This window comes from Runella aurantiaca (assembly GCF_003339505.1).
GTDB lineage: Bacteria > Bacteroidota > Bacteroidia > Cytophagales > Spirosomataceae > Runella > Runella aurantiaca.
In genome coordinates, this window is the sequence record NZ_QPIW01000029.1 from 21,251 (window position 1) to 37,079 (window position 15,829).

Here is a 15,829-nt window from a genome sequence, read left to right on the forward strand (position 1 = left end):
CAAGGCTCGAAAGTTTTCAAGGATTGAATGAGGAAATATGAGTCAGCGTTTCGGGACAATGCGTAAAAAGCAGCCGATGCGTTGGGAATGTTTGCTGATAGTTACGCAGGGCCGAAAACGTAGTTTTATAGGCCGCCCAATCGTCAAAAAATAATTTTACGGTGGGGCTTGGTAAAATGCCCGCTTCCAGTGTACTCTTGCGCCACACGGCGTCGGTGGCAAAAAATAACGTATGGTCAGCCGTGTGAATACGGATACCCAACTGCCCACACGCATGTCCTGGAAGCTGCGCCAATTCAACCGAACCATCCCCAAACAAATCCTTAAATTGAAGGCTAAACAACTCATCGGGATTCCGCATTATGGCTTTATTTGATATTACAGAATCCTCCGTTATTATCCGAACTCTTTCTCTCAAATCATTCGGAATCAGCGCCTTTACAATCCCATGTCTGACCGCCCCAAAACCCTTCACCGACAACACTTGTTGCATAGCTGCCGAATGACAGATAACGGGTATTTTCGGAAAATCCAACATTCCGGCCACGTGGTCCGCGTGAAAATGCGAGATAATCATTCCGCTCAAATCCGAAGGTTTGATACCAGTCTGCGCCAATTGCACCATTGCCGTTTCTTCATTCTTAATAAAAGCAGGGGTAGCCCAACCGTAAAATTTATCAGGAAAATGCTGTGTTGCTTCCAGAAATCGGGGCGAATATCCAGTATCAAACACAAAAAGTCCATGCTGTGGGTGTTCAATCAACAACCAAACCGCATAAAAACGGGCCTTTCCCCGACCATTTTTGGGGTCCACAATCCGATCATGGGCGGTGCAATACCCCGACGCAAAGAGGCGATAACTTACGGTTGTTGGGTTTGATACCATTCAATAAACTCGACAATTCCTTCCCGAGTAGTTTGTACAGGGTGATAATTCAACAAGGTTTGTGCTTTGGAAATATCCATCGTCAACGATTTTGCCAATACGCCAATGCCATACCGCGTCAGCGTAGGCTCAGGGCCTCCGGCGAGTCGGGCTTTCAGCTCCATCAATCGGGCCGCTGCATCGGCTATTGCCAAGGGCACGTGTTTGGTTACGGGCATCAGACCGAGTTGTTTGAGTAAAAAATTGATTTCTTCCCACAAATTGACTGGCTCTCCATTTGTGATGTTGTAGGCTTGACCCCAAGCCTCCACGGAAGCTTTAAATGCACAATTCACAGCCTCAATGACGTTGCGGGCCGTGGTCAAATCTACCCTATTTTGACCGTTGCCAATGATTTTTAGACGACCGCTTTCGTAGGCTTTCAATAATCTAGGAAAGATAACGGTATCTTCCGCCCCGATGATGGCACGCGGACGCAGGGCAATGGTTTTAAAAAAGGGAGAATGTTGGCTCAACACTTCCTGCTCGGCTTCCCATTTGGTGGCGGCGTATTCATTCACCATTTTGGTAGGCAACGGATCGCTTTCCGAAACATTCAATCGGTGCCGAGCGTTAAAATAAATGCTCGGAGTGGAGATAAAAATAAACTTTTTAACGCCCGTTTTTTGGGCGGCTTTCAACAGGTTTTGGGTAGCAATGACGTTGGCTTTTACGAATTCTTCGCGCTTGCCCCACGGTGCCGACAACGCTGCGCAATGCACAACCGCTTCGGTTTCAGCGAGCAACGTTTCGCAAAAATCAACGTCTAATAAATCTCCCGCCTCATAACAACACCCGTGACTTTCAAATTCGGCTATCCGCTCGGTACGACGGCCCGTTCCCACCACCCTTTGTGCGCTCTTCGGATGCGTAAGGTGTTTTAACAAACGTCCGCCTAAAAAACCTGATGCTCCAGTGATAACGATTTTTTGCATTCACGAAGCTAAATCTTAAAAATTGAATATGCTAGATTTCGGGTAGAAGATACATCAAAGACATGCACCGTGTCGGTATTTGGCACCCTCACTCGAACTTTGTAGTTGAGGATACCCGTGGGGAGTTTTCCTGCCAAATGCGTAAATAGAAAGGTTTTTTGCTGCTCATTATAAGAGCCCATTACCATCGGAAAAGGTAGATTATTTTGAAAAAAACCGCCCATCCACCAACCGTTATAGTGGGCTTCATACGGTTTTTTGGCATATCCTCCCTCTATCCAAGTGGCGCCTCCATCCATGCTTACATCGGTTAAGACCAAGGTGTGATTTTCGATATGCGTTTTGTAGGGGGCTATTTTTTTTTGCGCCAAAATAATGCTTTCCCTAACCATCGGATTCACCTTGCCTACGGTATTGGCTTCCCAATTCACGACACCGTAGTTTTGTAAGTTGGCAAAACCCACAACGGCGTCGTAGATTCGCTGTTCAAAAATATCGGTCGTTGCCAATGAATAAGGGCTAAAGTTGTAGGTCCGGGGAGTGGGTTCCCAGTTGATAAAACCAAGTTTCGCCGGTTCAAGATAGCGGGCGCAATAAATGGTATTCCAAATCAGCAGCAGAAAATGGTCATCTGTCTGCCAGACGAGTTCGGGCGACGTCGTAGTCAGCTCAAGGGTGTGCGTACCTGCGGGAAAATCAGCTTCGGCAAACCCCCGCCAATGCTGAAACGTAACCCGGTAAGCTTGGTTTGCCGCCCGCAGGCTCCCATCTTGGGCGTGAAGGGTAACGCGCACGCGGCGGTTTCCAGTGGCAGCATCTGCACCAATATCAACGATGTGGTAGCGCGTAGGAGCCCCAGGCGTCACGTTGGTTTTAGGAGGATTTTTTAATCGAATTATGTCTGTATTTACCCATTGGTTGTACTGAGAGTCGTATTGCAGAATGGCCCACATCGCAAACTGCTGCACAAAATCCCAGCCTTCCATGTAATTCAACTCCTCATTTACGGCCCGATTGTTGAATTTATTTCGCAAATTCCAGATAGGGTTGTTGGCAGTATTGTACGTAACATTCCCATTATCATCGAATTGTCTAAAAATAAAAGGATCTGCCTGATTGACGGGACCCGCGCCATATTGCCAAATCTTTGAATTGTTGCTATAATACCGTGTTTTGTAAAACAATTCGGTAAATACATAACTCCACCGGTGCTGTACGTAGTCAAAAAATTGGGAATCGGTCAAGTCTTTAAAGGCAGGATCAGTGCCTCCGTTGAAAGCATGGCGGTATTTTCCCTTATCCCATACCTGCCGTCCTCTGAGAATACTTATCCATTCTGCATTGGAGAACGTTTCAATGTCCCACCGCAAAAAACCGATTCTGCCATCACCCGCGTATTTTCCACGGCGGTCCAGTTCATGCTCGGTCAGTAAAAAAGGGTTCCATTTACTGGCTTCATTGACGTCGTCAATGGTCACAAAAAGAAAAGGAGCATCGAAACATTTAAAGCGTTGCCCTTGTGCCGAAAGCAGCCGATTAGGATCTGGGTTGTAAATAGGGTTTTTAGGAAACGATTCTCCATCAACCGTAAACGCATCCCTGAAGGCTCCTTCATTGATGTCGGTGTATCGATTTTCTTTCGGTTTACCTTCAACGGCACTCCCAAAAAAGGCTTTAAATCCATAATCTCGAAAATCGGTGACATCATCCCAAACGACTTTTTGAGCCTCAAAAAGTTTGAATAAATGCCGAAAAGGCTCATTGGACGCGCTGCTAGACAAATCAAATTTGCCAAGTTTTTGCGTCGGGGTGTAGCCAGACGGATATCCACCTTCATCGGGCTCATAGATTACTTCTTTCGGAATTCCCTGACTGTGAGCCACTACCGCCATTAAATGAACCAGCAGTAAAACGTAAATCTTTTTTTTCATGATTATTAAAATCGAATTCCCGTAAAAAGACCATTGTTTACCATCCAAAGCATTTGATCAAGGGCATTCACTTCGCCATCCAAATTAGCGTCGCCGGGTAAATAGCGGGCAAACTGCCCATTTTGTTGTTGCCAAATGATAACGTCATTGGCATTTACCTCCCCTAGCTTTGTTTTTTGTAAATCTCCCGCATACATCATGTAGCGATTATCAAAACGTTTCTGCCCAATGGATGATATTCCAGACGGGATGTACGATTGCTGAATGGTGAAATCATAAAAAAAGTGATCATAAATAAACAGCGCTGGCGTACCCGAAACAATGCCGACGTGGTTGCGGTGCTCAACCGCAACGTAGTAATTGGTGTAGTTTTTTAACTTATCAGGGCATCCAGTCACCACACTCAAACCGTTTTTTTGTAATACTGCCGCTGCCTTAAAAACCGTTGTGGCGGGGTCGTTGGGACTGGTACGCAGCGATACCAAAATCCAATCTGTGGCGTTGGCAGCGTAAGGAGCCGTCGTTTCGGTGCCAGTATAATTCCAAGGGGCGCCATAATAGGGCTGTCTCGCTGGAGTCGCCACACCTAAAGCATTAATGGGCGTTTGGCCCGGCAAAAGGCCTTTTTGGTTTAAGGAGGTTGTCATCTGTCCTATCCCTTTTTGATAGGGCCCTTCCAATAAAAGGTATAAGCTGCCCACACTCTCAGGGAAGGGAATGGTTCTAACGGTTACTTTGGCCGTACTTGTACAGCCTGATGCCATCTGCGCCGTAACATAAAAATCAGTAACATCCCCCGTAAGAACTATATTTTCGGGGTTATCCACAATGGGGGTCGTCATACTCCCTTGTCGCCATACCATCGAGACAAAGTCAGCGGAGTTGGTAACCATTTTAGGCAGAGAAAAAGGGCCTTTATGACAAATGGTAGTATCGGCCGTTACTAATTTAACCACTGCACAGGGTACTAATTTCCATATCTCCCCGCCAATTTTCCCATCATCAGCGGTAAAGTACACGGTATCGGCCACCGACATCATATTACTGACTCCACTGCTTGTACTCCCCACCCGTAGTTCTTTCAAAGCGGCAGTGCCCGCCTCTTTTCCGTCTGATTTCCAGAGCTCTTGGCCTTTCTCTCCGTCGTTTGCGGAGAAATACACGATTCCTTTTCCGTCCGTAAAAAACAGTGGATTGCTCGCGGAGGCTCCACCACCAATGGCAATTTTTTTCACCATCAACGTACCAGCCCCTGTTCCGTCCGACTTCCAAAACTCACGCCCCGTTATCCCATTGATTGCCGAGAAATACAACGTGCCGCGTATATTACTCAGGTAATGTGGGTTAGAACCTAGATTCCCTGCTTGCATATCCGCCACCAATGCAGTCCCTGCGGCGGTACCGTCTGATTTCCAAAGCTCATAGCCGTTGGTTCCGTTATTGGCCGAAAAATACACGAGGCCGTTTAGTTCGGTCAAAAATTGGGGCATCGAGCTTTGGTTGCCACTCCAAATATCTTTGACCAGTGTCGTTCCCGAAGCGGTGCCGTTCGACTTCCAAAGTTCATAGCCATTGGCCCCGTTGTCGGCCACAAAATACAGCGTACCATTTACGTTGGTAAGATACTGCGCTGAGCTGCTAGATGGCCCAGCATAAATATCCTTAATCAACGCTGTCCCCGCTTCGGTACCGTCAGTTTTCCAAAGTTCGTAGCCATTTGAACCGTCATCCGCCACAAAGTACAAAATGCCATTTACATTGGTCAACCCTTGGGGATTACTCCCTCCATTGCCCAGCAGAATGTCTTTTACCAATACGGTTCCCGCTTCAGTGCCGTCAGATTTCCAAAGTTCGCTCCCGTGAACAAGGTCAGTAGCCACAAAATACAGGACGCCGTTGACGTTCGTAAAACTTTCTGGCATACTACCCATACTGCCCGGATATATATCTTTTATGCGCACGGTTCCACTTGCAGAGCCATCTGATTTCCAAAGCTCATAACCAAAATTTGACTGGTCGGCGGCAAAATAGAGAAGGTTTCCCGCGCTGGTCAATCCATAGGCAGAATAAGGCAAATCGGTCACTTTTAGCGTTCCTTTAGCAGTACCATTTGACTTCCAAAGTCCAACGGTAGTACTGTTTTCTTTGGCCGTAAAAAACAGCGTGCCTTTGTGATTCACCAAAAAACGTGGATCACTGCTCAAGGTTGTCCCTGGGCGAATAGGATCAGTAAGGGAATTAATATCTTTGAGAAGAACGGGAGTCTGTGCATACATCAAACCCGTAAGAAACAACAACCCGCCGCAGATAAAACAGCGCTTTGACAGCAGATGATTGACCGCGAAAGCCCAAAAATGGACGATTCTGTAGATACACATTTTGATTGGCATCGAGTTTCTTGCGCTAACACTTGAATAAAGCCTCAAGCGTTAGAGCAAGAAAAATGCCAAAATGCGTTATATCAACGGGTTTCAAAAAAAAGCCACTCAATGGCCTTGGGGAATTCTTTCCCCCATCGGGTTTCATTATGCTCTCCTTTGGGGTCTACTGAGAGTTTTAATTGCAGGCGCTCTGGCGACCATCCTTGCCGCTCTACAGCCTCTTTGAGACGTTCTGTGCTTTGAATCATGTATCGCCCTTCTTTACCTCCTGCGTATACATATATCTTCGTTTCCATCGGATTGAAAAACTCAATGGCGTCGAAGTATATTTTTTCAGAAACCCACAAAGACGGCGAAAAAATCATTAAACGGCCGAGTACTTCGGGGTACATCAAACCCGCATAGATACTTATCAGCCCACCCATGGAGCTTCCTCCCACACCCGTATGCTGGCGCTCAGGACGGGTCCGGTAGTGCTTGTCAATGTACGGCTTTAACGTACGTACGATAAAATTGGCGTATTTTTTTCCAGAGCCTTTCCCAAATTTAGGATTGGCATAGGGCGCAAATTCGTGCAAACGGTCTTCGTCGGCATGGTCTATGGCTACAATAATCACGCTTTCTTTGCCCTGGGCAGCCAGAATAGCCATCTTTTTGTCGATTTCCCAATTTCCATACACCGAGCCATCTTCAAACAGGTTTTGACCGTCCTGAAGGTAGATTACAGGATAACATTTTTCGGAAGTATAATAATCGTGGGGAAGTAAAATACGAATACGACGCGTGCGTCCCAATTGTGGCATTTCAAATTGTTCAGCAACCGTTTCTACGGTCGGAATCAGGAGCGGGTCAAAAGACCGACCATCTTTACGCCAGTGGGGTACAAAATCTTTTTGGGACTTTGTTTTTGCGCGAACTCTGCGATTTTGAGGAGCTTCTCCAAAAGAATCAAGCTCTACTTGATCCCATCCCCCACGGGTGTATTTATATTCGAGTGGTTTATCAAACAAAAAATCAGACGGAAATTGAAATCTATACTTACCCGGCTCTACTTTTTGCATTCTAAATCGCTCAATGTCGGGAAACCATTCACAAAAATTTCCGGCAATGTATACAGGCCGCTCGTCGTCAACGGCAGTCGTCAACTCCAGCGCCAAAGACGCATAACTATTACTCATCACTTTTCCTTCATAAGTTAGTGTCACATCAACACATACAAAGGTACTAAGGTTCAATGAAATCTTTAAAAAACTGACAATTCATTCTTCGTTTTTTTATTTTTCTGAAGATTGTCGGTACCAATAACGGATGACTACTTTTTGCAATTCTCTCTTTATGATTAACTCCGCCAAAGGGTGCAGGTTGGACGCCAAACGCTCCGGAATGTGCTTTTTTAGTTGTTTTTCGGTTAAATCAACCCGATTTAAGACATTTTTCAGCGTTCCCCCCTTGGCCAAATGCGCATCCAGGGCCTTCACGAGTGTTTCACACAGCCCTTCAAAAGAGCAATTTACCAAAGACTCGGACGATAAGGGTATTTGTGCCGTCTGAAAATCTTTTGTTATTTGAAGAAGCAAATCCCGCAGCAAATCAGGCATATTTAAATACGCTTGAATGGCTTCATTTGTGTTGAGAATCAAATCATCCGATGGTTGTTCCATAAAATGTAATTAAGTGTTATGCTCTAAAACAAGAAAAAGCCATTTGTGCCGCAACGTTTCACAAAATAAAACTTTTCCCGGCAACCTTCCGTTATTTATACGCCACATAAATCATTTTCTAAGTTATGCCTTATCCGTTTTTGCCCCACAAAACCGTCGGACTCACCCGCTTCACCCTCACAACATTGTCCTTTATATTTCTCTCGTTTACTATTATTTGGGCACAACCCAAAGTAAACGTAGCCCAACTGAAGGCTAAGTTTCCGAATGAAGAAATGGCGTATCTCAACCGCTCCGAACAGGTAACGGTAGATTTGGTTAATGGGGCGTTGCAAATCGACGTTTTGCATCAAGAAGACCGCGTGTTTTTGGATGAACGCGCCAGCGTTTGGGCCGACGAGCGTATTTATTTTTCGGACGCGTTTCAGGAAATTAAGGATTTAGAGGCCATTTCCTACGTTCCCGAAAAAGCAGGATTTAAACGTACACCCGTTACCGACTTCAAAACCGAACGCCCCAGCCCAGGAGGAGGGATATTTTTTGACGATATGCAAGTTAAAAAGTTCACGTTTCCGGGGGCAAAACAGGGAGGCATCGGCACTGTATCTTACCGTGAGCACATCAAAAATCCGTACATGCTTTCGGGGTTTGTATTTGGCAACTATGTGCCCGTCATCAACAGCGATTTTTCAGTTACGTTTCCTGCGTCGGTTAAAATATCCTACAAAACCTACGGCGATATGAAGGGGATTACGTTTAAACAAACCACCCTAAACGGCAAAACAACCTACGCTTGGAAAGCCCAAAACCTGAAAACTTCACCCCTCGAAACCGAATCTCTTTCGCTGCGTTATTATGTACCACAGGTGCTTTTATTCATCGAAAGTTATACCATCGACGGCAAAACCACGGAGGTATTGGGAAATGTACAAAAGCTGTTTAATTACTATAAAAGCTTGGTCAAAGACCTCAACAAACAACCTAACGCTCCTTTGCAGGCCCTCACCGACTCTCTGACGAGGGGCAAAACCGAAGAGGAAAAAATCAAGTCGGTTTATTATTGGGTACAAGACCACATCAAATACATTGCTTTTGAAGAAGGCTTGGGCGGCTTTATTCCCCGTCAAGCGGCTGACGTTTGGCAAAAACGCTACGGAGATTGTAAAGACATGGCCAGTCTGACCTCTACGATGCTCAAGTTGGCGGGCATTCCCGCACATCTGGTTTGGATTGGCACGCGGGATATTCCGTATCGTTATGTGGAAAACCCCTCGATGAGTGTTGATAACCACATGATTGCGGCCGTTAAGCGCGATGGTAAATGGCAGTTTTTAGATGCTACCGACGACCGCATTGATTTTGGTCTACCTACTTCTCACATTCAGGGAAAAGAAGCAATGATTATGACCTCTGAAGACAAATATGAAATCGTAACCGTGCCTATTGTTCCAGCCTCTCAAAATTTCCGGCGGGATTCCATGATTCTTTCGCTCGATGGCAAGACGTTGAAAGGCCAAGGCACGTTGATGTTTGAAGGTTTGTGGAAAACATCCGTAAAATCGGCGATTCAATACCGTTCGGAACCGCAACGGGATGAGTACTACAAAAATATTCTCAGTCGCGGCTCCAATAAGTCCACGCTTGAGAAACGGACGGTTTCGGGCATCAATCAGCGGGATGTTCCTGTGCAGTTTGACTACACGTTTCGGGTCCCCGACTACGTGCAGGAAGCCGCGGGCGAGTTGTTTATCAACCCCCACTTAATACGTACCTGGGCGGATAAACGCATGGAAGATACGCGTAAAAATGACTGGAAACACGAATTTGCGCATACGCAAGAAACCGTCGAAATCTTACCGATTCCCGCAGGATATGAGGTTTCTTACTTGCCCGAAAACAGGTCGTTTGCCAATCCTGATTTTGGATTTTCGCTTAGCTACGAACAGAAAAATGGACAAATCACTATTCGTAGTAAACTAACACTCAACACATTACTTGTAAAGAAAACGAGTTTTTCTGAATGGAATAAAATGATAGAAGCGCTGAATGAAGCGTATAGCGAAGTGATTTCGTTGAAGAAAAAATAAAAAAGGCTTCCCAAGTTTCAGAAATTTGGGAAGCCTAAAAATGACTTATCGCTTTTTACCCATTTTCTTCTCCACCCGCGTTTCCTGCTTTTTGGGATTGCTCAAAAGTCGGTCGGCCAAATCAGGGCGTTTCAGTTTGTTTAATCGGCTTCGAATCAGGCTTCTAAACTCTGGCTTGTACCAGAAGAAATAGCGATTTTGGTCCAATTTTTCTTCTTTGGTTTTGGCCGTAAAGACGGGCTTCAACGTATAGGGATGAACGCCCGAATAGTAAATCACTTCCGCCACGGTCATGGGCGTGGGCGTAAAATCCTGCACCTGCTCCAGCCGGAAGCCAAGGTCTTTGGTTTCGGCCGCCAAATTGGCCATATCTGCTTCTTCGCAACCGGGGTGAGAAGAAATAAAATACGGAATCAGCGGTTGGTTCAGGTTATGTTTGTCGGAAATCTTATCGTATTTCTGTTTAAACAATTTAAAATACTTAAACGATGGCTTACGCATTACGCGCAGCGTATCGTCAGAGGTGTGTTCGGGCGCTACTTTCAACCGGCCCGACACGTGGCGCGTAATGAGTTGCTCCATGTATTCGTCGTGGTTATTGTCTTTGTTGTTTTTGTTGAAATCATCCACCAACAAATCGTAACGAATTCCCGACCCTACAAACGCCTTTTTCACTTTCGGGTGCGCATCTACTTTTTTATATAACTCCGTAATTGGCTTATGGGAGGTATCCAAATTTGAACAAATTACAGGGTGAATACAACTCGGACTCGTGCAACGCGCGCAAATGGCCTCGTCTTTGCCTTTCATGCGGTACATATTGGCCGACGGCCCGCCCAAATCGGAGATATAACCCTTAAATTCAGGGTGTTTTGTTACCTCCTCCACTTCTTTCATGATTGACTTCTCGCTCCGCGATGCAATAAATTTTCCCTGATGCGCCGAAATGGTGCAGAAACTACACCCGCCAAAACAGCCCCGATGCATGTTGATGGAAAACTTAATCATTTCGTAGGCAGGAATCGTGCCGCGCGTTTTGTACTTGGGGTGCGGCAAACGCGTATAGGGCAAGTCAAACGATGCATCAATCTCTTTTTCGTCCATGATTTTGAACGGCGGATTGATAACCAATGTTTGGTTGCCCACTTTCTGGATGATTCGATTGGCCTCCCATTTATTGGATTCAACCTCTACAATCTTGAAGTTGGCGGCATACTTGATTTTATCCTGTAAACATACTTCATGACTCGCCAGCTCAACCGTTTCCCAGCCTTTGTCGCTTGGCAACTCTGCTTCTGAGTCTTGCAAGTAGGCGATTTGGTTCACGTTGCGAATGGTATTCAACGGAACTCCTTCGCGCACCAACTTCAACAGCTCGCGCAGGGGCTGCTCGCCCATGCCATACACCAGCAAATCGGCTTTGGAATCGGCCAAAATGGTGGGCATCAATTGGTCTTTCCAATAATCATAGTGCGTTACACGGCGCAATGACGCCTCAATCCCCCCAATCAGTACTGGCACATCGGGATAGAGTTCTTTTAATATATTTGAATACACCGTGGTAGCATAGTCAGGACGAAAACCCGCCTCGCCGCCCGGCGTGTACGAGTCGTTGGAGCGCAGGCGTTTGTTGGCCGTGTAGTGATTCACCATCGAATCCATGCAGCCCGCCGTAACGCCAAAAAAGTATTTGGGTCGGCCGAATTTTTTAAAATCCCGTAAATCGTCTTTCCAGTTGGGTTGGGCTACCACCGCCACCTTGAAGCCTTCGCTTTCCATGATACGGCCAATGACAGCCGTACCAAAGGCAGGATGATCTACGTAGGCATCCCCCGAAACCAACACAACATCCACTTCGTCCCAGCCTCTTTTTTCAACCTCTTTCTTCGTCAGGGGCAACCAGTCGGTGATGGGTCTTTCTATCATACAACGTTTCTTTTTCTTGCGGAATGTAAATTGGCGTGCAAAAGTTTCACGCATTTATTCAACCAAAGTTATACTGAAATAGTTTTGGTCTTTATTAAATACAAAAACAGTTCACAATCAACAGATAAGGTACTTATACTGTGAATTGTGAACTGCAAATGATTGAAAGGCAGCGCTTAACACCGCCCCTGCGGTTATCGTGCTACTTCGATGTTGACCATTTTTCCTTTGATGGTATTGCCGCTCATGGCTTCCACCACTTTGCGGGCATCGCGCTCGGGAACATCTACAAACGAGTACGCATCAAAAATATCAATTGAGCCAATCACACGGCCGGGAATACCCGCCTCGCCAGCGATAGCGCCAACGATGTCGCGTGGTTGAACGCGGTCTTTACGGCCCACGCTCACAAACAGGCGAACCATACCCGGTTCGTTGCGTTTTGGACCACCGCCTTCACGGGGACCTCTGTCGCCGCCACGGTCGCCGAAACGGCCTGAGCCACGCTCTTCGCCTCTTCCGCCACGGTCTTCAAAACGGCCACGTTTCTCAAATCCTCTTTCTGATGGGCGACGATCAGCATCCCATGCCAAATCATTGTCGGCAAATTCGCTTTTCTGAACACCCATGTTGATTTTGACCAATGCGGCCACAATCTGCTCCGTAGTGAAGCCCGTAGTATGATGCAACATACCCAACATATCTTCGTACAAATCCAAATCGCCAGTCGAAACCGCCTCTTCTACTTGTGAGATAAAACGGGCTTTGCGTACACCTACGATGTCTTCAAAAGTTGGAATAACTCCTTTGTCGATTTTTACTTTGGTATAAGTCTCGATTTGGCGCAAACGGTATTTTTCATCTTTGGCTACCAACGTCAGCGCTTTACCCGTTAAGCCTGCACGGCCAGTACGACCGATACGGTGAACGTAGTATTCTTCATCCAACGGTAAATCAAAGTTGATAACGGCGTCAATACCCGACACGTCGATACCGCGAGCGGCTACGTCGGTGGCTACCAAGATATTGGCGGCTCCCGAACGAAACTTCGCCATTACCTGATTCCGTTGCGTTTGGCGCAAATCGCCGTGCAAACTTTCGACCGAATATCCTTTGGAAGAAAGTTCTTCGGTTACTTCGTCTACTTTACGCTTGGTATTACAGAAAATAATGACCTGCTTTAAATCGTAGGCATCTAATACCCGGCAGGTCACTTCAATTTTGCCCCGTTGTTTTACTTCAAAATACGTTTGCTCAATATTTTCGTTGGTAACTTCCTTCCGCGTAATTTTAATCTGGACGGGATCTTCTTGGAATTTTTGAGCGATGCCCATGATGGGCTTCGACATAGTAGCCGAAAACAACACCGTTTGGCGCTCATCGGGTACACTTTCCAGAATGGTATCAATATCTTCACGAAAGCCCATATCGAGCATTTCGTCGGCTTCGTCTAATACTACATAATTTACGAAATCTAGCTTAAGCGCCTTACGCTCAATAAGGTCCATGACACGACCGGGAGTTCCGACCACAATTTGAGCACCTATTTTCAACGAACGAATCTGACGTTCAATCGAATCACCACCGTAAACGGTTTCGAGTTTCAACCCTTTTTTGTATTTGGCAATACGACGTAACTCTTCAGTTACCTGCACCGCCAACTCACGGGTCGGACACAACATTAATACTTGGGTACGCTTATCTGAGATATCCACTTTTTCAAGAGCAGGAATACCGAAAGCGGCGGTTTTGCCCGTTCCTGTCTGGGCTTGTCCCAATACGTCACGGCCTTCCAAAAGGGACGGGATGGCTTCTGCCTGAATGGGTGAGGGTTTGGTAAAACCCATTTCTGTTACTGCTTTCAGAATTTCTTCCGAAAGGCCTAATGAATCAAAAAGTACTTCCATTGATTGTTTTTGCGTGCTTACGCACAAGTTAAACGGTTAATAGTATTCCCGTTAATTGTTCGAGCGGTAAGCACAACGTGGCATAGAAGGGTTTCTAGCCGGCGAAAACCTTTCAACAATTACCTTCCCTCGACGAGTTTTTAACTCAACCTATCGGCGGATACGATCAATAACAGGATTTTTAAAAATTGCCCATGCACTGAACACTCATGAAATCTCAATGAGCCGGTGCCAAATAATTCGAAGCGTGATTTTCTAACAGACAAAGATGGGGACTCCAATACCCCATGGGAGAAAAAGACGCAGAGACGTTAAGAAGCGCTCGGTGCAGTTATTTTATGCAAAAGTAAGAAGAATATTCGATTTTCCCCAATCAACGCAACAAATTTTGTATTTTTTTAATATTACACCTCGCTTACACTTCCTGCCTCACACTTCAGGACGCGTGCTGGGTATTTTTTTAGAAAATCATAATTGTGCGTAGCCATCAAAATGGCGGTTCCTGCCGTATTAATACTCTGAAACACCTGCATGATTTGTTCACCTACTTCAGGGTCAAGGTTTCCAGTTGGCTCATCAGCCAACAGAATCTGAGGCTCGTTTAGCATGGCCCGCGCAATCACGACCCGCTGCTGCTCCCCACCCGAAAGTTGATGGGGCATTTTCTTTTGTAAAGTGCCCAACCCTACTTGCATCAGCACTTCCGAAATCCTGTTCTTGATGGTGGCTTTGTCGGTCCAGCCAGTGGCTCGCAGTACAAACTCAAGATTTTCTTCCACGGTACGGTCAAAAAACAGTTGAAAATCTTGGAAAACAATGCCGATTTTACGCCGAAGGAAAGGCACGTCGGCTTGTTTGAGCTTTTGCAACTGATAGCCAACCACCGTTCCTGTACCCGACTCCAACCACAAATCGGCGTAGAGTGTTTTGAGCAGAGAGCTTTTTCCACTTCCCGTTCTTCCAATCAAAAAAACAAAATCGCCTTTATTTATTACGAAGTTTACATCTGCCAATACCAGCTTGTTGCCGTTTTGATAAATGTCGGTATTTTCGAGTTGAATAATCGGTTCAGATGAAAAAGCAGTCATAGTTTAGTAGGAAGTTAGCAGTTAGCAGTAGGCTGTTAGCAATAAAATACTGCAAACTGCCTACTGCCAGCTGTAAACTATTTTTATTGGTTTCCTTTTTTGTAGTCAGACAGGAATTTCTCCAAGCCAATGTCGGTCAGAGGGTGCTTAAGCAACGAGGTAATAACGCTTAACGGGCAAGTAACCACATCGGCGCCCAATTCAGCACATTTCAAAAGGTGAATCGAATGACGAACCGATGCCGCCAAGACTTCGGTCGTATAACCGTAGTTTTGATAAATGGTCACAATCTGCTCAATCAAATCCATCCCGTCCATGGAGACATCGTCCAAACGGCCAATGAAAGGAGACACGTAGGTAGCGCCCGCTTTGGCCGCCAACAACGCCTGCCCTGCCGAAAAGACAAGGGTACAGTTGGTCTTAATACCACGATCTGAGAGGTGTTTGATGGCTTTTACTCCATCTTTAATCATCGGTACTTTTACAACAATTTTCTCGTCAATTTCAATCAATTCATCCGCCTCTTTGATCATCCCCTGAAAATCAGTAGCAATTACTTCGGCACTTACGTCGCCATCTACAATATCACAAATTGCTTTGTAGTGGGCCATGATGTTGGCTTTGCCAGTGATTCCCTCTTTTGCCATCAAAGATGGGTTGGTAGTAACGCCATCCAATACGCCCAATTCATAGGCTTCCCGGATTTCACTCAGGTTTGCGGTATCAATAAAAAATTTCATAGAAGTCTTTTTAAGTTATCACTTGCAAAGTTAGGCAAACCCTTTGTTTCATGAAACATTTAATTGAATTAATGGCAGATAACCTCCCCGCTTTACCATCCCCTTTTTTTGGGTAACAAACAGACTGATTCATGCGTTTTTAATATCCGAAACTTGTATTATAGAAATTAATTATTGTAATTTGCCGTCTGGTTAAAGCATTTGTGACAACAAATACTTGGAACAATCCAAAAACCGTAGTAGTGAGT

Annotated in this window: 11 protein-coding genes; 1 reads left to right on the forward strand and 10 read right to left on the reverse strand. The window is 45.7% G+C overall.

From position 1 onward, the window contains the following. Window positions 1-16: 16 nt before the first annotated feature. The 6 genes from DVG78_RS24610 to DVG78_RS24635 form a co-directional block, all read right to left on the reverse strand. The gene (locus tag DVG78_RS24610; RefSeq protein ID WP_114463682.1) at window positions 17-886 is read right to left on the reverse strand and encodes an MBL fold metallo-hydrolase; all 870 of its coding nucleotides are present in this window, start codon (window positions 884-886) and stop codon (window positions 17-19) included. Next, window positions 862-1,860 carry an NAD-dependent epimerase/dehydratase family protein gene (locus DVG78_RS24615; RefSeq protein ID WP_114463683.1) on the reverse strand — a complete coding sequence of 333 codons (999 nt, stop codon included), beginning with the start codon at window positions 1,858-1,860 and terminating at the stop codon, window positions 862-864. The genes DVG78_RS24610 and DVG78_RS24615 overlap by 25 nt, the downstream gene beginning before the upstream one ends. Window positions 1,861-1,868: 8 nt before the next feature. Continuing rightward, window positions 1,869-3,791: a hypothetical protein gene (locus DVG78_RS24620; protein WP_114463684.1), complete on the reverse strand. Its 1,923-nt coding sequence runs from the start codon at window positions 3,789-3,791 to the stop codon at window positions 1,869-1,871. 5 nt (window positions 3,792-3,796) lie between these two features. After that, the gene (locus DVG78_RS24625; protein ID WP_158550087.1) at window positions 3,797-6,169 is read right to left on the reverse strand and encodes an ELWxxDGT repeat protein; all 2,373 of its coding nucleotides are present in this window, start codon (window positions 6,167-6,169) and stop codon (window positions 3,797-3,799) included. Between the two features lie 83 nt (window positions 6,170-6,252). Continuing rightward, on the reverse strand, window positions 6,253-7,350 hold the full coding sequence (locus DVG78_RS24630; protein WP_114463723.1) for an alpha/beta hydrolase: 1,098 nt from the start codon (window positions 7,348-7,350) through the stop codon (window positions 6,253-6,255). 96 nt (window positions 7,351-7,446) lie between these two features. Then, window positions 7,447-7,833, reverse strand: a complete 387-nt coding sequence (locus tag DVG78_RS24635) for a hypothetical protein (RefSeq protein ID WP_114463686.1) — start codon at window positions 7,831-7,833, stop codon at window positions 7,447-7,449. Window positions 7,834-7,958: 125 nt separating this feature from the next. Here DVG78_RS24635 and DVG78_RS24640 point away from each other — a divergent pair, with 125 nt between their 5' ends. Next, entirely contained in the window at window positions 7,959-9,920 is a 1,962-nt protein-coding gene (locus tag DVG78_RS24640; protein ID WP_114463687.1) for a DUF3858 domain-containing protein, read from the forward strand. Between the two features lie 45 nt (window positions 9,921-9,965). Here DVG78_RS24640 and DVG78_RS24645 read toward each other — a convergent pair whose 3' ends face one another. The 4 genes from DVG78_RS24645 to fsa form a co-directional block, all read right to left on the reverse strand. Continuing rightward, window positions 9,966-11,846 (reverse strand): YgiQ family radical SAM protein, encoded by a 1,881-nt coding sequence (locus DVG78_RS24645; protein ID WP_114463724.1) that lies wholly within the window; start codon window positions 11,844-11,846, stop codon window positions 9,966-9,968. Between the two features lie 194 nt (window positions 11,847-12,040). Beyond that, window positions 12,041-13,753: a DEAD/DEAH box helicase gene (locus tag DVG78_RS24650; protein ID WP_114463688.1), complete on the reverse strand. Its 1,713-nt coding sequence runs from the start codon at window positions 13,751-13,753 to the stop codon at window positions 12,041-12,043. Window positions 13,754-14,157: 404 nt separating this feature from the next. Further along, entirely contained in the window at window positions 14,158-14,841 is a 684-nt protein-coding gene (locus tag DVG78_RS24655; protein WP_114463689.1) for a cell division ATP-binding protein FtsE, read from the reverse strand. An 83-nt stretch (window positions 14,842-14,924) separates the two neighbouring features. After that, a complete protein-coding gene (gene fsa / locus DVG78_RS24660) occupies window positions 14,925-15,581 on the reverse strand; it encodes a fructose-6-phosphate aldolase (RefSeq protein ID WP_114067785.1) in 657 nt (218 codons plus the stop codon). Between the last annotated feature and the right edge of the window lie 248 nt (window positions 15,582-15,829).